Below are 21,209 nucleotides of genomic sequence, written 5' to 3'. Positions count from 1 at the left end.
GGTCTCTCACCGGAAGGCCAGCACCAGCGCCCCCACCGCGATCCCCCACAGGGCCAGGGTGGTCAGGAGCGCGTGGCGCCGCTCCAGCTTGACCAAGCGCTCGATCGCCTTGGTATCGCGCGTTCCCTCCTCGTCGAGGCGGATCATGATGCGGCGGATGCGTTGCGCGATGTCGGGGATGTCGGACACGACCTCGGCGAGCGTCAGCGCCGCGCGGGCGCCGCCCTCGATCCGGCCGACGGGGCCGAGATGGCGGGTGATCCACGAGCGCACGACCGGTTCGGCGCCGGTCCACATGTCGAGCTGCGGATCGAGCGAGCGGGCGACGCCCTCCACCACCACCATGGTCTTCTGCAGCATCACCAGTTCGGTGCGGGTGCTCATGTCGAACAGGGCGGTCACGTCGAACAGCAGCGTGAGCACCTTGGCCATCGAGATCTCGTCGGCCCGGCGCTGGTGGATCGGCTCGCCGATCGCCCGGATGGCCTGCGCGAAATCGTCCACCGAATGGTGGCGCGGCACGTAGCCCGCCTCGAAATGCACCTGGGCGACGCGGCGATAGTCGCGGGTGATGAAGCCCAGAAGAATCTCGGCGAGGAAGCGCCGCTCGGCATGGCCGAGCCGGCCCATGATGCCGAAATCGACCGCGACGAGCCGCCCCTGCGGATCGACGAACAGGTTTCCCGGATGCATGTCCGCGTGGAAAAACCCGTCGCGGATCGCCTGGCGCAGGAAGGACTGGATCACCGTGCGGCCGAGCGCCTTCGGGTCGTGGCCGGCGGCCACGATGCCGGGGCGATCGTTGAGGCGCACGCCGTCGATCCACTCGCTCGTCAGCACGTCCCGCGAGGTCAGGGCCCATTCGGGCCGCGGCGTGCGGAAATCCGCGTCGCCCGCAGTGTTCTGCGCGAGTTCCGACATCGCCGCCGCTTCAAGGCGAAGGTCCATCTCCATGGTGACGGAGCGGGCCAGGATCTCGACCACCTCCCGCGGGCGCAGGCGCTCGGCATCGGGCAGAAGCGCGTTGACGATGCGGGCCATGAACCGCATCGCCTGGATGTCGCGCGCGAACCGTTCGCGCACGCCGGGCCGCATCACCTTGACCGCGAGCGTGCGCTGCGTGCCGTCGGCGTCGAGCACCGTCGCCTTGTGGACCTGGGCGATGGAGGCCGCGGCCACCGGCTCGCTGAAGGCGGTGAACAGGACCGGGACCGGCTTGCCGAGCTCCGCCTCGACCACGCGCAAAGCCACTCCCTGCGGGAAGGGCGGAACCCGGTCCTGAAGTCGCTCCAGATCCCGCGCGGCGGCCATGCCGACGATGTCGGGGCGGGTCGCCAGGAACTGGCCGAACTTGACGTAGGAGGGGCCGAGCCGGGTCAGTGCCCGCTCCAGCGGGCTCGCGCCGGGGGCCTCCGCGATGCCGCGCCGCTCCAGCGAGCGGCCGAGCTTCAGCGCGAGCCGCAGATGCGGCGGCAATTGCGCCGCATCGATCAGCGCCAGCCCGCCCTCACGGGCGAGCACGAAGCCGACATGGGCGCCGCGGGCGAGGTGGAAGACGGCGCCGAGCATCATCGAACCCTGAAAGGCATTTGCTCGAAGAGGGATCGCACCGGATCACTGAGGCGCGAGCATCGTCCCGAAAGGTGGCTTCCGGCTTTCGGAGAAAGACGATGCAGAAACAGGAGCCGAGCGCGTCGCCCTGGATCCGATATCCAGGACGATGCGCCCGGCCCTGCCGAGCCGCCCGGCAGCGCTCGCGATCGGAGAGAAATCAAGAAATCTTCCAGCCGGAATGGATCGCGACGATGCCGCCCGAGAGCCGGCGATGGCTGACATGGCTGAAACCCGCCGTCTCGATCATCCGGGCGAAGCTGTCGGGGGAGGGGAACTTGCGGATCGACTCGACGAGGTACTGGTAGGATTCGCGGTCGCCCGCCACCCGCTCGCCGATGCGCGGGATCACGTGGAAGGAATAGGCGTCGTAGATCTTCTCCAGCACCGGAAGATCGACCCGCGAAAATTCCAGGCACAGGAAGCGCCCGCCCGGCTTGAGCACCCGGTGCGCTTCCGCCAGGGCCGCGTCGATGCGCGGCACGTTCCGAATGCCGAAGGCGATGGTGTAGCTGTCGAAATGGTTCGACGGCAGCGGCAGCGTCTCGGCGTTGCCGGTGACGAAATCGATGCGGCCGTCGTATTTGTGGCCCGCCCGCTCGGCGCCGACCCGCAGCATCGCCTCGTTGATGTCGAGCACGGTGACGTGGGTCTCGGGGCCGCCCGCTTCGAGGGTGCGGAAGGCGATGTCGCCGGTGCCGCCGGCCACATCGAGATGGTGGTAGGGCCGGGTGCGCGACGGGCGCAGCATCGAGATCAGGTGCGACTTCCAGAGCCGGTGCAGCCCGCCCGACATCAGGTCGTTCATCAGGTCGTAGCGGCGCGCGACCGAGCGGAACACGTCGTCCACCTTGGCCTGCTTCTCGGAGAGCCGCACGCGCTCGTAGCCGAAATCGGCGGTGGCGTCCGTGTCGCCGGCTCCGCTATCCGTTCCGCTCATCCGATCATACCCTGCGCTCGCCCGTCGCCGCTGACGGCGTCGGCCGAGCCTCCTTAGCGAATGCCGGCTGGAACCGCCATGCGGCAGCGGGGATGCGGGTAGTGCTGCCGCGTGAAGGGACTCAGCTCCGCAGCGGCCCGCCGACGAGCCAAGCCGGATCGAACCAGCGGTCGGCCTCGCCGTCATAGGGGAGGCGGGTGACGTCCCAGTGCTGGATGTACTTTGCGTAGACGTTCCAGACCGCGATGCCGCCGCCGACGAAGATGCGGCGGCCGGGATAGCGCTTCAGCACCGCCTCCGGATCCTCGTGCGAGCGGATCACGTCGATGGTGCGGTCCTTGAACGCAAATTCGGGCACGGAGGCCACGGTTTTGGGGCCGGCGATCAGCACATGGCCCATGGTGAGCGCGAAGAACCGCGTCACGTCCTCGACGAAGAGCGGATCGGTGTTGCCCTCCCAGGGGAGATGCCCGTTGAGGCCGAGCTGGCCCCGCTGGCCGATGGCGCAGATGCAGCGGACGTCGATCATGGCGCAAAACCTGGAAAACAAAGAAAGCGGGCTCTGCCCGCAACCCGCCGGGGCCTCGGCCCCGGACCCCGTTACTGGGGTGGGGAGAAGGCGAGAACCCGGTCGCTGGGGAAATCGTAGAGTTTGCCCGTCTCGTTCCATGCGGGGGAGGCGAGATGCACGAAATGCGGCGCCAATTCCTCCGGGGTCTTGAGCGTCGCCGGGTCCTCGCCCGGCATCGCCGCGGCGCGCATGCGGGTGCGCAGCGGGCCGGGGTTGAGCAGCATGGCGCGCACCCGCGTGCTCTCGTTCTCGGCGGCGTAGGTGCGCACCATCGCCTCCAGCGCCGCCTTCGAGACGGAGTAGGGGCCCCAATAGGCCCGGCACTTCGCGGCCGCGCCGGAGGAGACGAAGATCGCCCTCCCCGCATCCGAGCGCTGGAGCAGCGGGTCGAACGAGCGGATCAGGCGCCAGTTGGCGGTGACGTTGATCGCCATCACCTGATCCCACACCTTCGGCGTGACGTGGCTCACCGGCATCAGGTTGCCGAGGATGCCGGCATTGCCGACCACGATGTCGAGCCGGCCCCAGCGCTCGTTGAGCGCAGCACCCAGGCGGTCGATGGCGTCATAATCGGTGAGGTCGAGCGGCACGAGCGTCGCGTGGCCGCCGGCCCGACGGATCGCGTCGTCGAGTTCCTCCAACCCGCCCTGCGTGCGGGCGACCGCGACGACGTGGGCGCCCGCCCCTGCCAGGGCCAGGGCGGCGGCGCGGCCGATGCCGCGCGAGGCGCCGGTGACGACGGCGACGCGGCCGTCGAGGGTCTTGTCGGCCATCATTTTCTCGATCACGGGCTTCAGTCCGCCTCGGCCAGCATCGCGAAGCGCTTGGGCCCGGCAATCGCCAGATCCGTCAGCCCGGTCGGGTAATCGCCGGTGAAGCAATGGTCGGTGTATTGCGGGCAGGCGGCGTTGCGCTCGGTCTCGCCCATCGCCCGGTAGAGGCCGGGGATCGAGAGGAAGGCCAGCGAATCGGCGCCGATATATTGGCGCATCGCCTCCAGATCGTGAGTGGCGGCCAGCAGCTTCTCGCGCTCGGGCGTGTCGATGCCGTAGAAGTCGGGATAGGTGATCGGCGGGGAGGCGATGCGGAAATGCACCTCGCGGGCGCCGGCATCGCGCATCATCCGCACGATCTTCACCGAGGTGGTGCCGCGCACGAGGCTGTCATCCACGAGCACGATGCGCTTGCCCTCGACCGCGGCGCGGTTGGCCGAGTGCTTCATCCGCACCCCGAGTTCGCGCACGGTCTGGGTCGGCTGGATGAAGGTGCGCCCGACATAATGGTTGCGGATGATGCCCATCTCGAAGGGCAGGCCGGCCTCTTGCGCGAAGCCGAGCGCCGCGGGCACGCCGGAATCCGGCACCGGGATCACCACGTCGGCCTCGGGGGCTGCCTCGCGGGCGAGTTCCTGGCCGATGGCCTTGCGCACGCCGTAGACGCTCTTGCCGTTCACCACCGAGTCGGGACGGGCGAAGTAGATGTACTCGAAGATGCAGGGACGCATCGGCTGCTTCTCGGCAAAGCGCACCGACTCGACGCCGTCTTCCGAGATCACGACCACTTCGCCGTTCTCGACATCGCGGATGAAGCGGGCGCCGATGATGTCGAGCGCGCAGGATTCGGAGGCGAGGATGTAGCGGCCGTCGAGTTCGCCGAGCACCAGCGGGCGAATGCCGAGCGGGTCGCGGGCCCCGATGAGCTTCTTGTTGGTGAGCGCGACGATGGCGTAGGCGCCCTCGATCTGCTGCAGCGCGTCGATGAAGCGCTCGACGATGCGCGGTTTGCGCGAGCGGGCGGCCAGATGGAGAATCACCTCGGTGTCCGAGGTCGATTGCGTGATGGCGCCGTCGCGCACGAGGTCGCGGCGGATCGATAGCGCGTTGGTGAGATTGCCGTTATGCGCCACCGCCAGACCGCCGCCGGCGAGTTCGGCGAAGAGCGGCTGGACGTTGCGCAAGATCGTGCCGCCGGTGGTCGAGTAGCGCACGTGGCCGATGGCCGAGCGGCCGGCGAGGCGCTCGATCGTGGCGCGGTCGGAGAAGGAATCGCCGACGAGGCCCTGGCGGCGCTCCGAGTGGAACACGCCGTTGTCGTAGGAGACGATGCCGGCCGCTTCCTGGCCGCGATGCTGCAAGGCGTGCAGGCCGAGCGCCGTGATGGCCGAGGCATCGTCGTGCCCGTAGATGCCGAAGACGCCGCATTCCTCGCGAAGCGTATCCCCGTCGATGTCCAGGTTGCGGACATCGGCGCTCGCGCTGACAACAGACATGTCGATCTCGAATCCTGGAAGCGCGCGGGTCTCGCGGGCCTCGCATCCGGCACGGCGGGAACGGCCGGAGACACTTCCGCCCGCGACCTCTGCCGCGAGGGGTTACGCCAGGACCGTCGTGAAACCGTTACCTAGGCGCGGATCGCGTCGCAACCAAGACCGATTCCAGCATATCGCGCGCAATCCGGCTGCATTGCTGGCGCAGGGCAGCTTCTTGGCGGATCGTCGAGGGCCGGCCTTCAGGCCAGCCTCAGCGCTTCGGCTCGGGCCCGGCTTCGCTGCGGCGCTGGGCGGGGAGATCGGTCTCCGGCGGCGGCTCCTCCGGCCCGTCGCCCTTCGGCTTGCGGAACTGCTTGAGGAAGCCTTCCGGGTTGTCGGGCAACTGCGCCACCAGCGCCTCGCCCGAGCTTTCGAGCAGCGACCGGCTCTTGGCCTGGGCCGCCCAATCCGGAACCTTGCCCTGAACGAGCCAAGCCAGGAACACCCAGCCGATCACGCAGATCAGGAAGCCGCGGCCCGCCCCGAACAGGAAGCCGAGCGAGCGATCGACGGCGCCGATGCGCGAATCGAGCACGAGGTCGGAGATCTTCACCGTCACCAGTGAGACCACGATCAGCGTGGCGAGGAAGATCGCCGCGATGGAGGCGACCAGCGCCACCGTGTCGCTGGAGATGTGCTGCTTGACGGTGGGCAGGAGCAGCGGGTGGAGCGACCACGCCACCGCGGCGGCGGCCACCCAGGCAATGATCGCGAGCACCTCACGGGTCACGCCGCGCACGGCGGCGAGCAGCGCCGAGACGAGCACGATGCCGAGCACCACGAGGTCGAGGACGGAAAACGGCATCGCAGGATATGGTTCGCTGGGGCGGAACGAGGCAGCCTTGCCCGGACGACGACGGCTCCCCCGGGCCGCGCATCCGCTGTGGTCCTTAACCATATACCCCGGCGAACCTCGGCCGTCACCTTCGGGCCCGGCCGGTTTGTCGGATAGCGGGTCACGTCGGCCGCCCGGCGGGCATGGATTGGTGCGGGCTCGGGCGCCGGTCGTCTCAGAGTGCCTCACAGAACTCCCGGTCACCGACCGTTCTCCCTGTGGCGAGGACAGCGCAGCGGGCGTTTCGTGAGAGACCCTCAGAAAGGGTCGTCCGGAACGGCCCGTTCGCGCTCCCGCTTGCCCCCGACCCGCCGCGGCGCCCCCGAGGCGATGCCGGCGACGAGGTCGGCGATGTGGCGCAGGGCATCCGTCGGCAGCGCCCGGTCTCCGGCCTCGCCGCGGCCTTGCGGGGTGATGGCTTTGCCAAAGCCGAGCTTCAACGCCTCCTTCAGCCGGGCCGGCGCCTGCGAGACCGGCCGCACCGCGCCGGACAGGCCGAGTTCGCCGAAATAGACCGAGTCGGAGGGCAGCGCTGCCCCCGAGAGCGAGGAGACGAGGGCGGCGGCGACCGCGAGATCCGCGGCGGGCTCGGTGATGCGCAGGCCCCCGGCGACGTTGAGATAGACGTCGTGCCCCCCGAGCCGGATGCCGCCATGAGCTTCCAGCACGGCGAGCACCATCGACAGGCGGTTGGGGTCCCAGCCGACCACGGCGCGGCGCGGCATGCCGAGCGAGGAGGGGGCGACGAGCGCCTGGATCTCGACCAGCAGCGGCCGCGTGCCCTCCATCCCGGCAAAGACCGCGGTGCCCGGCGCGGCGTGGTCGCGCCCGGCCAGGAACAGGGCGGACGGGTTCGGCACCTCGGACAGGCCGGCATCGGTCATCTCGAACACGCCGATCTCGTCGGTCGGCCCGAAGCGGTTTTTGACCGCCCGCAGGATCCGGAAGTGGTGGCCCTGGTCGCCCTCGAACGAGGCGACCGCATCGACCATGTGCTCGACCACGCGCGGCCCGGCGATCTGCCCGTCCTTGGTGACGTGGCCGACGAGGATAACGGCCGTGCCCGTGGTCTTGGCAAAGCGGATCAGGGCCTGGGCCGAGCTGCGCACCTGGGTGACGGTGCCCGGCGCCGATTCTACCGTCTCGGTCCACATGGTCTGGATCGAGTCGATGATGACGAGCGCCGGCGGCTGGCCCTGGGACAGCGTCTCGACGATGTCCTCGACATTCGTTTGCGCCGCCAGCTCCACCGGATACTTGGCCAGCCCGAGGCGCTCGGCGCGCAGGCGCACCTGCCCCACCGCCTCCTCGCCGGAGATGTAGGCGACGCGCTCGCCGCTCTTGGCCATGGCGGCGGAGGCCTGCATCAGCAGGGTCGACTTGCCGATGCCGGGATCGCCGCCGAGCAGGATCACCGAGCCGCGCACGAAGCCGCCGCCGGTGACGCGGTCGAGCTCGTTGATGCCGCAAGCGCTGCGCGGCGCCTCCTTGGCCTCGCCGGTCAGGCCTTCGAGGGGGAAGACGCGGCCCCGCGCCCGCGAGGGCCGGGTCGCCGCCGGGCCGGATTGGGGGCCGGTGGAGGCGACCTCCTCCTGGATCGTATTCCAGCCGTTGCAGGCCTCGCAGCGCCCGCGCCAGCGGTTGTAGACCGCCCCGCAGGACTGGCAGACGAAGGTCTGTTGGATCTTGGCCATAGAGGGCTAACCGATTATTTTGTCTATGCTCTTATGGTTTGTAGCAATGCGTCTTTTTATTTGTCGATGCTCCTGTAGTACGAGTCTTCTTTTCTCAAGAATCATGGTTGGGAAGGAAATGTTTTCAAGAAAATTTTTGAATTTGTTATTGGTTTCTTTGTCTGTATCCAAATCGAAGATGGCCTTTTTTGATTTACTAATGTCAGATTCTAAAACTATTACCTGCAGTGTTCCACCGTTGAAGAAAACCGTAACGTGGTTTTCCCGAAAATTCGGCGCTTCCAACAGTTCGATAAAATTGTTAAATTCAGAGACACTATGCTCGTCCATATACATATCGAGTGTCAATACTTCTATAGGAATGCCAGAGGCCGTTGAAAAAGCAATGCAATTAGTTCCAACAAATCTGCAGGCACGCATCGCTGCGTCTCCTCCATCTATCACAAACATAACACGCGCTTTCGGCGGCGTGTCTCTCTCATCCTTGCCTTCATGTTCCTCTTTGTACTCATGTTCGTGAAGCAACCGAGTCATTATCAGCCTACACTCTGTCGCCTTCACATATCTATAAAGTGAAAATCGACCTCTGTAAGATGTTTTTCTTCGAAATTCATCGAGATACGGATCAAGAAATAATCTCTCAAAAAATTTTCGTTCATGTCAAATATCATGTCAAGAACAGTATCGTTGTGCCGCTCCGATATTTTGGCAATTATCGCTTTTGCCTTCTGCTCCTCTATCCTGATTATAAAGTAGGCAGTAAAATATTCTTGGAAAGAACGGTGGCTGAAAACATATTTCATGCCATCGCGATTCATGACATTTACCGAGTCAAGCAAGTCTTCAAAAAAATCTCCTGCATCGAACTTGTCTCCGCAGATCTTTGCGGACTTTTTTATGTATTCTAACATTTCACTCTCAGAGAACTCAAATTTTGAATCATTATATGTCAATAAACAGAAGGCCGAGAAGACATACTTAAATCTATCGATTTGGAGTTTGCATCGCTTTTCTCTGCGAAACACTTCTTTCAGTGCGTCGTGTCTTGAAAACAGCACATCAAAGGCTTGATCGTAGAAAAGATGCATTTTCCTAGGTATTTCTGCGTATAGGTTGAATGTTAATAGCATCAAAGTGAGCAAAAGAGGGCGAGACGCAAAGCTTTCGTGCTCTTTAAATAAATTGCCCTTGAGCCCTTCTATAAATTTACTTTTAACCTCATCGTCAAAATCAATTTTTTCAATAATACTTACCGCCTTGTCTATGTCTAGATCTTTGATAAGGCATAGACTTAAGTCTTGAGACGTGGCGATAGTAGCACTTGGTCGACTAGAAATTAAAACTATATTTTCTGCTGAAAAAATTTCATGCAGAGATTCTTCTATTGAGCGCCTTTGTTGCGGCTTAATTTCATCTAAGCCATCGAGGATGAATATAAACTGCCCTTCCCGTATTGCCTCTAAGAACAATTCTTTTGACTTAGCGCTGGTGTCGTCGCAGCAGTAATGAAATATAAAATCCGTGACATTCTCGAAGTCACGATTGTTTAAATCTCTGAACTCTATGAACAGGGGAATCTTCCCTCGAGGCTCCACTGTGCAAGCAATCCAAAAATATCGCAAAAACATACTTTTGCCTGATCCGGCAGGGCCAATGAGCGCTGTTTTTTTTCTAAACCATATTTCATCGATAAACTCGTACTCATCGAAGACTTGATTTTCAATTTCGAAGCTCGGCGGCACATAGTTATGCAAAAGCTCTACACCTCTATTGCCACTAAAAACAGTCTTCATGATTTTGCACTTTGCAAATGCAAAATCAAAATGCTTACTGAAACTCAACGATTTGTATGGAGTCTTCTTTGAAAATTCTTTTGACGCAGCGCCAAGCGCTGCATCGATAATTTTTGGCATGGCTGCTTTTGCGCCCACCTCAATTATTGAGGACCATTCGATCATTATATCTTCCTAATATTAGGCCCAATTTAATGATCTATATATGATCGAACATAGCGGGAACGCAAGCCCGTCAGGATCTCGTAGCCGATGGTGCCGGCGGCGCGCCCCACTGTGTCGATGTCGAGGGCATCGCCGATCAGCGTGGCTATGCCGCCGCGCCGGGCCTCGTGGGCGCCGGTGACGTCGAGGATGATGAGGTCCATCGAGATCAGGCCGACGATCGGGCAGGGCAGGCCGCCGACCAGCGCGTGCCCGTGATCGCTGGCGGAGCGGGGATAACCGTCGGCATAGCCGAGCGAGAGCGTGGCCAGCCGGCGCGGGGCCGGGGCCTGCCAGCGGCCGTTATAGCCACAGGTCGCGCCGGCCTCGACGTCGCGGACCTGCAGGATCGTCGCCTCCAGCCGCACCACCGGCCGCATCGGATTGGGTTGCCCCGGCTCCGGGTTGCCGCCGAAGAGCGCATAGCCCGGCCGCAGCAGGTCGTGGCGAGCGTCGTGCGCGAGGCAGGTGCCCGAGGAATTGGCGAGCGAAGCGCGCATCTGCGGAAAGGCCGCCCGCACACGGGCGAAATCGGCGGCTTGGCGCGGGTTGATCGGGTCGTCGGGCCGTTCCGCGCTGACGAGATGGCTCATCAGGAGGTCGATGCCGGCCCGCGTGATCACGGGATCGCCCGCCAGCGCCAGAGCCTCCGCCACGGAGAGGCCGAGCCGGTTCATGCCGGTATCGACATGGAGTGCGGCGGGCGCCCGACCCTCGGTGGCGGCGGCCCATTCGCGAAGTTCCTCGCGCGTGCCGAGGACGGGGCGCAGGCCGTGGGCGCGAAAGGCGTCGGCGCTGCCGGGCGGCAGGCCGTTGAGCACGTAGAGCGCGGCGTCCGGCAGAAGCGTCCGCGCCGCGATCGCCTCGGAGAGATGCGCCACGAAGAACGTGCGGCAGCCCGCCCGCCACAGGGCCGGCGCGACCGCCGAGAGCCCGCAGCCATAGGCATCCGCCTTCACCACGGCACCGCACTCGGCCCACGGCGCGCAGGCGCCGAGCGCCCGCCAATTCGCGGCGAGCGCCGCGAGATCGATAGTCAGGCGGGCGCCGTGGCCGGCGGGGGCGGGATTGTCGCCGTTGATGATCAGGACTCCTCGCCGGCCGGCGGCCAGGGTGCCGGCCGGTTCATGATGGCCGCGATATCGTAAGGGGCATGCGGCCGGAAAAACATCGTCGTCGCGGCCGCTTTCATGGTCGCCCCGATGCGCGTCGCGAATGGCTCACCGTCCGCAATGCGCGAGACGCGAAAAGCGTTCGCGACGTCGCTCGGCATCGTCCCGCGCGCTACGCCGTCGCGGCGGCCGCGAGAGCGGCCAAGAGGGCGGCGAAGAGCGGGGTGGCCGCCTGCGGATCCGGCAGGCCGGAAACCCCTCCGTCGCCGACCTCCAGCAGCCACCAGCGCCCGTCCGAATCCTGTGCGAGATCGGCCGAGGCGAAGGGGCTCGGCACCGCGGCGGCGATGGCGGCCAGCAGGTCGGACGGCGGCGACGGGGGTGGCCCCTCCGAGCGCGACCAGCACCCCACCACCTGACCGCGGACGATGAAGGCGCGGTCCTCGTGGGCGGGCCCGCCGAGGGGCCGGAGCGGGACATAGGCCTTGAAGACGAGGCCGCCCTCCAGGCTCTCGCCCTGCAATGCGCGGAACCGTGCGATTACCGCATCGGCGCGGGCCGCGTCGGACGCGTCGGGGATGAAGCAGGCCTCGTCCCAGTAGCCGGAGGCCTGGGACTTGACCCAATCCTTGAGGATGACCGGCGACGATCCGAAGGGGGCCAGGGTGGCGCGGAGCGAAGCCGCGTCGTCGATCCGCTCGAGCGGCAGCCACGCCGTCCGCGGCATCCACGGCGCGAGGGCCGGGTAGGAGCCCGGAGCGTGGTGGCAGGCTTCGTAGGCGGCCGGCGCCGTCAGCAGGGTGACGCCGCGTTCGGCCAGGGCCTCGAACAGACGCGCATAGGCCTCACTGCGCAGCATCCAGCCCCGGTAAACGGCCGGACCGCCCTCGCCGAGCCGCGCCCGGCGCAGGGCGGCGGCGGGATCGACCCGCCGGTCCAACTCGTCGTGATCGAGCAGGGCGATGGCAAAGCCCGCCGCGCGCGCCGCCTCCACCTCCGCCCGGAATGCGGGGTCCGCCTTCTTCGGTTCAAGAGGATCCGCGCAGGTGAGGAGAATGGGCATCGGCATGTGGGGCGCTTCGGTTCGTCCCGGTCACATCTGCTCGGGCATCCGGTCGCTCTGCGCCAGGTTCGAGAACCGGGTGATGTTGGCGTCGAATTGCAGCTCCACCGTGCCGGTCGGGCCGTGACGCTGCTTGCCGAGGATGACCTCGGCCTTGCCGTGGACGCGCTGCATCTCGGCTTCCCAGGCGAAGAACTCCTCCGTGCCCTCGCGCGGCTTCTTGTTGCCGACGTAATATTCTTCGCGGAACACGAACATCACCACGTCGGCGTCCTGCTCGATCGAGCCGGATTCGCGCAGGTCCGAGAGCTGGGGCCGCTTGTCGTCGCGGTTCTCGACCTGACGCGAGAGCTGCGACAGGCCGATGATCGGCACCGCCAGCTCCTTGGCCAGAGCCTTCATGCCGGTGGTGATCTCGGTCATCTCCTGCACACGGTTGTCACTCTTCTTGCCGGAGCCGGAGAGGAGCTGAAGGTAGTCGATGATGAGGAGGTCGAGGCCCTTCTGGCGCTTGAGGCGGCGCGCGCGGGCGGCGAGCTGGGCGATCGAGATGCCGCCGGTCTGGTCGATGTAGAACGGGATCGTCTGCATGTCCCGTGCCGCATCGGTGATCTTGTAGAAGTCCTCCGGGCGGATGTCGCCGCGGCGGATCTTGTAGGACGGCACGCCCGACTGCTCGGCGATGATACGGGTCGCCAATTGCTCGGCCGACATTTCGAGCGAGAAGAAGCCGACGATGCCGCCGTTGACGGTCTGCATGGTGCCGTCGGGCTGCTTCTCGCCGCGATAGGCCTTGGCGATGTTGAAGGCGATGTTGGTCACGAGCGAGGTCTTGCCCATGGCCGGGCGCCCCGCGAGGATGATGAGGTCGGAGGGCTGCAGGCCGCCCATCTTGGCGTCGAGGTCGGTGAGCCCCGTGGAGATACCCGAGAGCTTGCCGTCGCGCTGGTAGGCCTTGGCCGCCATGTCGATGGCCGCGGTCAGCGCGTCGGAGAACTTCTGGAAGCCGCCGTCGTACTTGCCGGATTCGGCGAGTTCGTAGAGCCGGCGCTCGGTCGCCTCGATCTGGTCGCGGGGCCTCGACTCGACGGGGGCCTCGTAGGCGCCGTTGACCAGATCCTCGCCGATGGTGATGAGGCGGCGGCGGATCGCCAGATCGTAGATGGTGCGGCCGTACTCGCCCGCATTGATGACGGTGGTCGCCTCGGCCGCGAGCCGGGCGAGGTACTGCATCGGCGTGACGCCGCCGAGATCGATGTCGCCGAGATAGGTCTTCAGCGTGATCGGCGTGGCGAGCTTGCCCGCCTTGATCAGCGAGACCGACACCTCGAAGATCTGGCGGTGCACCGCCTCCATGAAGTGCTCGGGCAGCAGGAAGTCCGAGACACGGTAATAGGCGTCGTTGTTGACCATGATCGCGCCGAGCAGGGCCTGCTCCGCGTCGATGTTGTGCGGCGGCACCCGGTATTCGGGCTGCACCGTCTCGAGATTGGCCGTGAGGGCGTTGGGCAGGGCCATGGCGCTTGTCCGTCGCTCCGTTCCGGGCGGCCCGCTCGGCCGCCCCGTTTCATGCCCGCCGGACCTTGCCTCGGGATGGTGAAGCCTTCCTTAGCCGACCCCACCGGAGCCGGCTGCAGCCGGCGCGCCATACGCCCGAAGCATCGTCTTCGTCCGACAGCCGGGGCCGCCTTTCGGGACGATGCCTTGCAAAACGCGAGACGCCCGCGGCTCCCGGTGCGCGGGAATCGCGGGCGTCATGCTGGAACGAATTAGGAACAAGTCAACGCCGGAGGCCGGCGCATCCCCGTTCTCCACCGCTTATGCGGCTGTCGGGGGTTTCGAAAGGGCGAGCCCTTTCGCGGGTCCAGGGCAGGGCCCTGGAAGAGATCGGGGCGCTGCCCCGATCCCCCGGCGAAGGGATGATCCCTTCGCAATCCCGGACTTAGCCGCGGTCGTCGGCGCCCTCGCCGGCATCGGCCAGGGCCTGGCCGACTTCGAGGCCGAGGTCGTCGAGGTTGAACTGCTCGCGCTCGGTCACCGACTCGCCGCGGGCCTGACGCTCGGCCTCTTCCGGCGAACGGGCGATGTTGACGGTCACCTTGACCTCGACTTCGGGGTGCAGGGTCACCGGCACGGTGTGCAGGCCGAGGGTCTTGATCGGCTGGTTGAGCACGAACTGGCCGCGCTCGACGCTGAAGCCCTCCTTGGTTACGACCTCGGCGAGGTCGCGGGTCGAGACCGAGCCGTAGAGCACGCCGGTCTCGCCGGACTGGCGGATCAGCACGAAGCTCTGGCCGTCGAGCTTCTCGGCCACCGTCTGGGCCTCGTTGCGGCGCTCGAGGTTGCGGGCTTCGAGCTGGGCGCGCTGGGCCTCGAAATGCTTCTTGTTGTTCTCGGTGGCGCGCAGGGCCTTGCCGCGGGCGAGCAGGAAGTTGCGGGCGTAGCCGGGACGCACGTTCACGGTCTCGCCCATCTGGCCGAGCTTGGCGACGCGTTCGAGCAGGATGACTTCCATGGGGCTTCTCCTTGAGGTTGCTTGGAAGCGGGTGCGATCAGGCGTCGCCGCGGGGTTGCGGGCGGCGCCGGTCGAGGGCGGTATCGGCAATGCCGAACAGGATCAGGGCGAGCATGGCCACGCCCTGGGTGAGGAACAGCAGCACGTAGAGGCCGGCGAGCAGGGCGAAGCGCCCCGGCCGGCCGCGGCTGCGGTCATGGAAGGCGGCGAGCCCCTGGAGGGCGAAGGCCGCGCTGAAGGCGCCGATCAGGGCGATGCCGAGCGCGCCGGGATAGCCAGGCACCATCGCCAGCGCCAGGGCGGCGGCGAAGACCAGCAGCGTGGAGCGCGGCATCATCGTGGAGGGCAGGTCGGGCCAGGGCCGGAGCAGGCGCCCCGAGATCTGCACGATGCGGGCGGCGGCCCAGAGGTAGAAGGTGAACAAGATCGTGAGACCCTGGGCGGCGACCGCCGGCGCGACGGTGGCCAGCGCCTCGGCGACCTCGCTGGCGAGATCGTCCGACTTTTGCGGCTCGCCACCCTGCGGCGACGCGTCGGCGGGCGCCTCGGCGTTCCCGGCCGGGGTCTCGTTCGCGGTGCCGCTTGTGGTGCCATTCGTGGGCGGGGCGGGAATCCGGCCCCGCTGCACCTGAACCTGCACGATCCGGCGGCTCATCGTAGTGAGCTGCGTACGGAAGGTGTCGTAATCGGGCGAGGCGATGACGGCGATGGCGATGAAGGCCAGCGCCGCGGTGCCCGCGACCCAGGCGAGCAGGCGCCCGGTGGGATACCACTCGATCGTGCCGTCCGCGTTCGGCCGGCCGAGCAGGGCGAGATAGGCGAGCCACCACGCGGGAATGGCGAGGTAAGCCGCGAAGGCGAGGCCGAGATAGGGCGAGATGAAGAGCGCGAGCGCCAACCCGCCCGCGACGACGGCGGCGAGCGCCGCACGGTGGCTCCAGCCCAGGCCGACGATGAGGATCGGCAGCGGGGCGAGCAGGTAGAGCAGGATCGAGAGCGTCGTGGCCTTGAGCAGCACGCCGAACAGCAGCGCCGCCACGAGGCCGGCACCGGCGCCGACAGGTATGTCCTTGGTCATAAAATCCGCTGTCCCGCTGTCCCGTGATGGGCAGGGTTAGGGGCAAGGAAACGAGGCCCCAACGATCGGACGGCCCCTTTTGGGAAGGGCCGCCCTCACGGTGTCGATCGGCCCGCTGGGAAGCGGGCCGGGAAACGTCCTACTTGATGACGTAGGGCAGCAGGCCGAGGAAGCGCGAGCGCTTGATCGCCTGGGCGAGCTCACGCTGCTTCTTGGCCGAGACGGCCGTGATGCGCGAGGGAACGATCTTGCCGCGCTCCGAGACGTAGCGGGAGAGCAGCTTCACGTCCTTGTAGTCGATCTTGGGAGCGTTCTCGCCCGAGAACGGGCAGCTCTTGCGACGACGGAAGAACGGACGACGGCCACCGCCGCCACCACCAGCACCGAATGCCATGATTAGTTCTCCCCGCCGAAGTTGCGCTCGGGACGGTCGCCGCGGTCGCCGCGATCACCACGGTCGCCGCCACCGAAGTCGTCGTCACGGCGGCGCGGACGGTCACCGCGGTCGCGGTCCTTCCGGTCGTCGCGGTCGCGCTTCTGCATCATCGCGGAAGGCTCGGCCTCCAGCTGCTCGACGCGAACGGTCATGAAGCGCAGCACGTCCTCGGAGATCTGCATCTGGCGCTCCATCTCGGCCACGGCGGCCGGGGGGGCGGAGATGTTGAGGAGCGTGAAATGCGCCTTGCGGTTCTTCTTGATACGGTAAGCGAGGGACTTGACGCCCCAGGACTCGATCTTCTCGATCGTGCCGCCGCCCGTCTCGATGACGCCCTTGTAGGTCTCGACCATGGTCTCGACCTGCTGGGCCGTCACGTCCTGGCGCGCCAGGAAGACGTGCTCGTAGAGAGGCATTCTTGGGCCTTTCCTTGCCATAAGGAAGCCCGCCCGCGCGTCGCGGGTGTGTCGGGCCGGTTCGTCTCGCATTCTCTCGGCGCCAAGCCCTTCGAGCCGTGATGATGGCCCGAGCGGTTGATCGAAGGCGGAGACACCGGACGACGGATCAGTCAGGAGTGATTGACCCTATGCTGCGAACAGCACCGTCCGTTCAGCCCCCGGCCGGAGCGAACGCGAAGGCCGGGCCTTTAGAGGGATTCTCTCCCGATGGCAAGGGTGAGGCCAGGGAGGGCGGCGAGGCCGCTGCTGCGCCGGTCCGGTCGCGGCCTCGGCGTGCAGCCTATTTCAGCGAGCCGGCGATGGCCTGCTGGATGCCCAGGATGTCGGCGCCGCGCTTGAGCGTGCGCTGGATCGGGTCGGGCCGCCCCGAGACCCAGATCTTCAGCTCCGAATCCATGTCGAAGCTGCCCGCGGTCTCGACCGAGAACGAGGTGATCGCACGGTAGGGCACAGTCAGGTACTCGACCTTGCGGCCGGTCATGCCCTGGCGATCGATCAGGATCAGCCGCCGGTCGGTGAAGATCATCAGGTCGCGGATCACCTTGAAGGCGACGCGCACGCTCTCGCCCGGCGCCAGCACCCCGGCGAGCTGCCGGTCCACCTCGTCCGCGGAGAGGTCGCTGCCATGCCCGAGCAGCCCGTCGAGTAAGCCCATCACGCGTCTCCTGCTTGTCTCCCGCAGGATGTGGGGACGGCCCCGCTCGTGCGCGAGGGCGATTCTGCGCTCAGCGGTGGCGGCGCTTGCGCGGCTTCTGTCCCTTGTTCGGATGGGCCTTGCGCTGGGTCCGGTCCATGCAGCTCGCCCAGATGCGGCGGCCGATCTCGCGCAGGCCGAGATTGAGCGGGTCGGGCGCGGAGAAGACCTGCGCCCGCGCCTCGCTGCGGCAGAACGCGTCCTCCGCGCTGCGGATCGGCGGCTCGCTCTGCGCGGCGGCGGGCGACGGCCCGAGGCCCGTTCCGAGAAGCGTGGCGAGAAGCAGACCGGCCGCGGTCAGACCGCACCGGGCCGATGGACCAAAGTGGTTGCCCAGGACACGCAATGCTCGGCCCTCCCTGTTCGGCCCCGCCGCGCGTCCGTCGCCGGAGTGAGAACGCTTCGTAACCGGGCGTCGTTATGAGGCACTCTAACGTCGTGGACGACGGACTTGCCAAGCGTTGCCGGCCGATCGCGGCCACGAACTGCGTAGTCTGCCCACAGAGAATGCCGCCGGTCTTCCGGACGGATGCCGCCGAGCGGTCCCGCATCGCGCCGCAGCGAGGCGGAGGGGCAAAAGAAAACGCGCCGGGCTCGAAGCGTCCGGCGCGTGGGGGCGTATCGAAAAACAGCCGATCGCTTTGGCGGGTCGGCTTTGCGGCGCTCCCGGAGGGCCGGGAGCGTCCGCGGGAGGCTCAGCGACGAATCTTGACGTTGGCCTTGCGGGCGGCATAGCGCGCGTCGCGGGCCGCCTTCTTCTCCGCGGCTTCGGCCGCCTTGCGCTCGGCCAGTGCGGCGGCCTCGGCAGCCTCGCGGGCGAGCTGAGCGGCGAGCTCGGCTTCCTCGCGCAGGCGCTTCTCCTCCGCCGCCTTCCGCTCGGTCTCGATGCGGATCCGCTCGCGCTCGCGGGCGCGCTCGTCGCGGGCGCGGGCCACCTCGGCACGGGCCTGGGCCTTCGCACGCATCTCCGGATCGTCAAGCGGGGTCCGGGCCTTGAACTTCTCGAGCAATGCCGCCTTGGCGGCTTGGGAGCTCTGGCGGCGGTCTTCGAAATTCCTGAAGTCGAATGCGCTCATATGACCTTTCTCATGCATTGACACGGCCGGATGCCGGATCAGTCACAGTCCGGGCAGCCTGGACTCGGATGGAGCCATTTATAGAACCGGCGCAGTCGATGCACGAGTGCGCCGCAACACGCAACAGATGTCGCCCCTGTTCGGGGCGGCTCCGGTTACATTTTCCGACCTGTTGCGGGATGGAATCAGGTTTAAAGGCAGGCTCCCCAAGCGTCCAGCGTATCCAGCCTTAGCTGGCCTGAAGGTTGACCGCGGCCGGCTTGCCGCTGCGGCGGTCGTTCTCGACGTCGAAGCTGACCTTCTGTCCCTCGACGAGGCCGCGCAGGCCCGCCTGCTGGACGGCGGAGATATGCACGAACACGTCCTTGCCCCCGGTATCGGGCTGGATGAACCCGTAACCCTTGATCTCATCGAACCATTTCACGGTACCAGTCTGCATCCGGGTTCCTCCTCCGCTCGCCGCGGCACCCCGTATGAAATGCGTCCCGTCCTCGGCCGAAAAGGCCGTCCCGTTCGTCGAAGCGAGCGAGGAAACAAGCCGGCGCCGCGTCCCTTCCGGAGGCATCGAAGGCCTTGCCCAAGGCAGCCACCGATCGACGGAGCATGGTTAGATTCGATGCGGTAACCGTGCAAGCGGCGCAAAGGTTTCCGCCAAGCACTGCTCTTCGCGCAAAGCGAACATTCGAGGAAGAAACTTGGCCATTCGGAGCAATTACGCTGGTCTATCGTCGGGCCGGAGTGATTTTTCTCGGCGTAACATTGTCGTGACGACAACATTTGTTGGGGATGCTGCAAACGGCCGCTGCCGCTGATTCGAACCGTCGAACGATCGCTGGTGCATCCCGAAGGCGCGGGGAGGGTCCGGGGTGGGGGCGCCCGGCTTGGGCTCGGGGGATGGGCCTGTTCTCCGGCCACGAAAAAGGGGCCGGTCACCCAGCCCCGTTCCGTCGTCTCTTAAGGGAGGCCACACCCCGATCGTGGTCGAGCGAGACCGGGCTTCTCAAAGTGGGGTCTCGCGCCCCGATCAGTAATCGTAGCCGCGACGCTCGTAACCGCGGCGCTCGTACCGGTCGCGATCCCGGTAGCGCTGCTCGCGATAATAGTCGCCCCGGTCGCGCCTGCGCATCTCGCGGCTTTCGTCGCGGTCGCGCTGCCCTCGGGAGCGGAGATCGAATCCCGGCCGTCCGTCCGGACCGATGGTGATCGACTGCGCGGAAGCCGGCACCGCGGCGATCATGGTCGCCGCGACGATGGCGCCGGCGAGCAGGGTCGTCATGGTTTTCATGAGGGATTGCTCCGTTGTGGGTTGAGACGACAATGCATCGCCCCCGGAGCGGTTCCCGTATCCTGTATTGGAGGATGCGCCGCTGCAGGTATTCCCCAGCCAGGAGAAAATGCAGGCCGTCGAAATCCAATGTTCATCCTTCGGATGCCGCCGAAGGCATGCGCTGCCCTTCGAGGGGCGGTTGTGCGAATTGGGGTGCGGGCCGGGATTCCTGGAGCCGAATTCGGGGGCCATCCGTCCCATTACTCCCATGGGCGCCAGCCCGATCGTATCGACGGTCCGTCTTCGGACGGGCTTGCCGTCCCCGTCCCATACGCTGGGGCGCGGCGATCCTCGACGGCGCACCGAGCGGGGGTGCTTGACTCGATCTCACGGCTGCATCTCAAGGCTGCGGGCGCGCATCGGTCCCGCCGCCCTGTTGCCAGCCCCCGGAACCTGCTTGCATGCCCGTCCGCCCGCTGATCCTCTATCCCGATGCGCGCCTGCACCGGGCGGCCGAACCCGTCGCCGGGACCGGTGAGGCCTTGCGCGCGGTCGCCGCGGACGTGCTCGACACGCTGGGCGCCGTCTCGGCGATGGGGTTGACCGCGATCCATATCGGGCGCCCGGAGCGGGTGGTGGTGATCCGGCTTCAGCCGGACGAGCCGCACGCGGTCTACATCGATCCCGTCATCGCCTGGGCCTCGCCCGAGCGGGCCGCGCATCCGGAGGGGAGCGTCTCGATGCCGGGCGTGGTCGAGCCGGTCGAGCGGCCGGCCCGGATCCGGGTGCGCTACCGCGACCTCGACGGCGCCGAGCACGAGGAGGAGGCCGAGGGCCTGCGGGCCGCCTGCCTCCAGCACGAGATCGACCAGCTCGCCGGCATCTTCTGGATCGACCGGCTGACCCGGCTGCGTCGCGAGCGGGTTCTCAAGCGCTACGCCAAGCTGCGGGCGCAGCAGGCCCGCGCGGGATCGTGAGGCATCGCCCCGGCCGCCCAAGGCTCGGTCCGGAGCGCCGGGCATGATATGCCGGGCCTCGGCTCTCGTCCCGAAAAACGGCACCCGCCGATCGGGATCAGGCTTCCCCGTCCGAGACCGAACCATGTCCCGCCTGCCGCCCATCGCCTTCCGAAGCCTCGCCGCCCCGGCGGCCCTGGCTGCCGTCACCCTCGCGCTGTCCGCGCCGGGCGCTGCTGCGCAAGGCACGGGGCAGGGTGCGGGAGGGCGGGCCGGCGATCAGAAGGGAGCGGCCCGGCCCGTGTCCGTGGTCGGCTGCACCTCGCTGGCCAATCTGCGCGGCCTCCTGCGCAGCACCGGCGAGGACCGGGCGGCTGCACTTGCGGTCGCGAGCGATCCGAAATCCGATCTCGGTTGCAGCCCGGTGGACCGCGCCACGGTCATGGGGCTCGCCGACCACGTCGCCCTCAACGGCCGCGCCTATGACTGCCTCACCCTCAAGGGCACGGCGGTGTGCCACTGGACGGTGGCGGGCGCCGTCACGCCGCCCGAGCGGCCGGCGCCAAAGCCGGCCCGCGGCAAGTAGGCTCGGGCGGGA

Annotated in this window: 24 protein-coding genes; 2 read left to right on the top strand and 22 right to left on the bottom strand. The window is 66.6% G+C overall.

What is annotated here, in order from left to right; all coding sequences use genetic code 11:
• Positions 1 to 6: 6 nt before the first annotated feature.
• From ubiB to ASF53_RS17330, 22 genes are all read right to left on the bottom strand, one after another.
• Positions 7 to 1,569, bottom strand: coding sequence for a 2-polyprenylphenol 6-hydroxylase (gene ubiB, locus ASF53_RS17430; RefSeq protein WP_056201986.1), 1,563 nt, complete (start codon positions 1,567 to 1,569; stop codon positions 7 to 9).
• Between the two features lie 202 nt (positions 1,570 to 1,771).
• On the bottom strand, positions 1,772 to 2,551 hold the full coding sequence (ubiE, locus tag ASF53_RS17425; protein ID WP_056201190.1) for a bifunctional demethylmenaquinone methyltransferase/2-methoxy-6-polyprenyl-1,4-benzoquinol methylase UbiE: 780 nt from the start codon (positions 2,549 to 2,551) through the stop codon (positions 1,772 to 1,774).
• Between the two features lie 121 nt (positions 2,552 to 2,672).
• Positions 2,673 to 3,080, bottom strand: a complete 408-nt coding sequence (locus tag ASF53_RS17420) for a dihydrofolate reductase (protein WP_003606487.1) — start codon at positions 3,078 to 3,080, stop codon at positions 2,673 to 2,675.
• Between the two features lie 71 nt (positions 3,081 to 3,151).
• Positions 3,152 to 3,895 (bottom strand): SDR family NAD(P)-dependent oxidoreductase, encoded by a 744-nt coding sequence (locus ASF53_RS17415; RefSeq protein ID WP_056201982.1) that lies wholly within the window; start codon positions 3,893 to 3,895, stop codon positions 3,152 to 3,154.
• A gap of 20 nt (positions 3,896 to 3,915) precedes the next feature.
• The gene (purF, locus tag ASF53_RS17410) at positions 3,916 to 5,391 is read right to left on the bottom strand and encodes an amidophosphoribosyltransferase (protein ID WP_056201188.1); all 1,476 of its coding nucleotides are present in this window, start codon (positions 5,389 to 5,391) and stop codon (positions 3,916 to 3,918) included.
• Positions 5,392 to 5,641: 250 nt separating this feature from the next.
• Complete coding sequence (locus ASF53_RS17405) at positions 5,642 to 6,235, bottom strand: CvpA family protein (protein WP_056201185.1); 594 nt, start codon at positions 6,233 to 6,235, stop codon at positions 5,642 to 5,644.
• Between the two features lie 287 nt (positions 6,236 to 6,522).
• The gene (gene radA / locus ASF53_RS17400; protein WP_056201182.1) at positions 6,523 to 7,959 is read right to left on the bottom strand and encodes a DNA repair protein RadA; all 1,437 of its coding nucleotides are present in this window, start codon (positions 7,957 to 7,959) and stop codon (positions 6,523 to 6,525) included.
• Between the two features lie 6 nt (positions 7,960 to 7,965).
• Positions 7,966 to 8,493: a hypothetical protein gene (locus tag ASF53_RS25890; RefSeq protein ID WP_156635623.1), complete on the bottom strand. Its 528-nt coding sequence runs from the start codon at positions 8,491 to 8,493 to the stop codon at positions 7,966 to 7,968.
• Positions 8,494 to 8,516: 23 nt separating this feature from the next.
• Entirely contained in the window at positions 8,517 to 9,917 is a 1,401-nt protein-coding gene (locus ASF53_RS25220) for an NACHT domain-containing protein (RefSeq protein ID WP_082482813.1), read from the bottom strand.
• 26 nt (positions 9,918 to 9,943) lie between these two features.
• Positions 9,944 to 11,038, bottom strand: coding sequence for an alanine racemase (gene alr, locus ASF53_RS17390; protein ID WP_156635621.1), 1,095 nt, complete (start codon positions 11,036 to 11,038; stop codon positions 9,944 to 9,946).
• Between the two features lie 2 nt (positions 11,039 to 11,040).
• Positions 11,041 to 11,229: a hypothetical protein gene (locus ASF53_RS17385; protein WP_056201171.1), complete on the bottom strand. Its 189-nt coding sequence runs from the start codon at positions 11,227 to 11,229 to the stop codon at positions 11,041 to 11,043.
• 11 nt (positions 11,230 to 11,240) lie between these two features.
• The gene (locus ASF53_RS17380; protein WP_056201168.1) at positions 11,241 to 12,137 is read right to left on the bottom strand and encodes an ATP-grasp domain-containing protein; all 897 of its coding nucleotides are present in this window, start codon (positions 12,135 to 12,137) and stop codon (positions 11,241 to 11,243) included.
• 24 nt (positions 12,138 to 12,161) lie between these two features.
• Positions 12,162 to 13,649: a replicative DNA helicase gene (locus ASF53_RS17375; RefSeq protein ID WP_056201164.1), complete on the bottom strand. Its 1,488-nt coding sequence runs from the start codon at positions 13,647 to 13,649 to the stop codon at positions 12,162 to 12,164.
• Between the two features lie 424 nt (positions 13,650 to 14,073).
• Entirely contained in the window at positions 14,074 to 14,646 is a 573-nt protein-coding gene (gene rplI / locus ASF53_RS17370) for a 50S ribosomal protein L9 (RefSeq protein ID WP_004446280.1), read from the bottom strand.
• A 37-nt stretch (positions 14,647 to 14,683) separates the two neighbouring features.
• Positions 14,684 to 15,724 (bottom strand): DUF2232 domain-containing protein, encoded by a 1,041-nt coding sequence (locus ASF53_RS17365; RefSeq protein WP_056201162.1) that lies wholly within the window; start codon positions 15,722 to 15,724, stop codon positions 14,684 to 14,686.
• Positions 15,725 to 15,863: 139 nt separating this feature from the next.
• A complete protein-coding gene (rpsR, locus tag ASF53_RS17360) occupies positions 15,864 to 16,118 on the bottom strand; it encodes a 30S ribosomal protein S18 (protein WP_004446294.1) in 255 nt (84 codons plus the stop codon).
• A 2-nt stretch (positions 16,119 to 16,120) separates the two neighbouring features.
• A complete protein-coding gene (gene rpsF, locus ASF53_RS17355; RefSeq protein ID WP_012255117.1) occupies positions 16,121 to 16,576 on the bottom strand; it encodes a 30S ribosomal protein S6 in 456 nt (151 codons plus the stop codon).
• A gap of 322 nt (positions 16,577 to 16,898) precedes the next feature.
• Positions 16,899 to 17,273 carry a PH domain-containing protein gene (locus ASF53_RS17350; protein ID WP_056201159.1) on the bottom strand — a complete coding sequence of 125 codons (375 nt, stop codon included), beginning with the start codon at positions 17,271 to 17,273 and terminating at the stop codon, positions 16,899 to 16,901.
• Between the two features lie 70 nt (positions 17,274 to 17,343).
• Positions 17,344 to 17,658, bottom strand: coding sequence for a hypothetical protein (locus tag ASF53_RS17345; RefSeq protein ID WP_056201157.1), 315 nt, complete (start codon positions 17,656 to 17,658; stop codon positions 17,344 to 17,346).
• A gap of 349 nt (positions 17,659 to 18,007) precedes the next feature.
• Positions 18,008 to 18,388: a DUF6481 family protein gene (locus ASF53_RS17340; protein ID WP_004446306.1), complete on the bottom strand. Its 381-nt coding sequence runs from the start codon at positions 18,386 to 18,388 to the stop codon at positions 18,008 to 18,010.
• Positions 18,389 to 18,617: 229 nt separating this feature from the next.
• Positions 18,618 to 18,827 (bottom strand): cold-shock protein, encoded by a 210-nt coding sequence (locus ASF53_RS17335; RefSeq protein ID WP_056201154.1) that lies wholly within the window; start codon positions 18,825 to 18,827, stop codon positions 18,618 to 18,620.
• A 585-nt stretch (positions 18,828 to 19,412) separates the two neighbouring features.
• A complete protein-coding gene (locus ASF53_RS17330; protein WP_056201150.1) occupies positions 19,413 to 19,673 on the bottom strand; it encodes a hypothetical protein in 261 nt (86 codons plus the stop codon).
• A gap of 443 nt (positions 19,674 to 20,116) precedes the next feature.
• Here ASF53_RS17330 and ASF53_RS17325 point away from each other — a divergent pair, with 443 nt between their 5' ends.
• Together ASF53_RS17325 and ASF53_RS17320 are read left to right on the top strand one after the other, a co-directional pair.
• Positions 20,117 to 20,632, top strand: a complete 516-nt coding sequence (locus ASF53_RS17325; RefSeq protein WP_056201146.1) for a peptide deformylase — start codon at positions 20,117 to 20,119, stop codon at positions 20,630 to 20,632.
• A 124-nt stretch (positions 20,633 to 20,756) separates the two neighbouring features.
• Positions 20,757 to 21,197, top strand: a complete 441-nt coding sequence (locus ASF53_RS17320) for a hypothetical protein (RefSeq protein WP_056201144.1) — start codon at positions 20,757 to 20,759, stop codon at positions 21,195 to 21,197.
• The last annotated feature ends 12 nt before the right edge of the window (positions 21,198 to 21,209 follow it).

The organism is Methylobacterium sp. Leaf123 (assembly GCF_001423405.1).
GTDB lineage: Bacteria > Pseudomonadota > Alphaproteobacteria > Rhizobiales > Beijerinckiaceae > Methylobacterium.
Note: the sequence above shows the minus strand (reverse complement) of the source record. Positions and strands in the feature narration are given on the sequence as shown.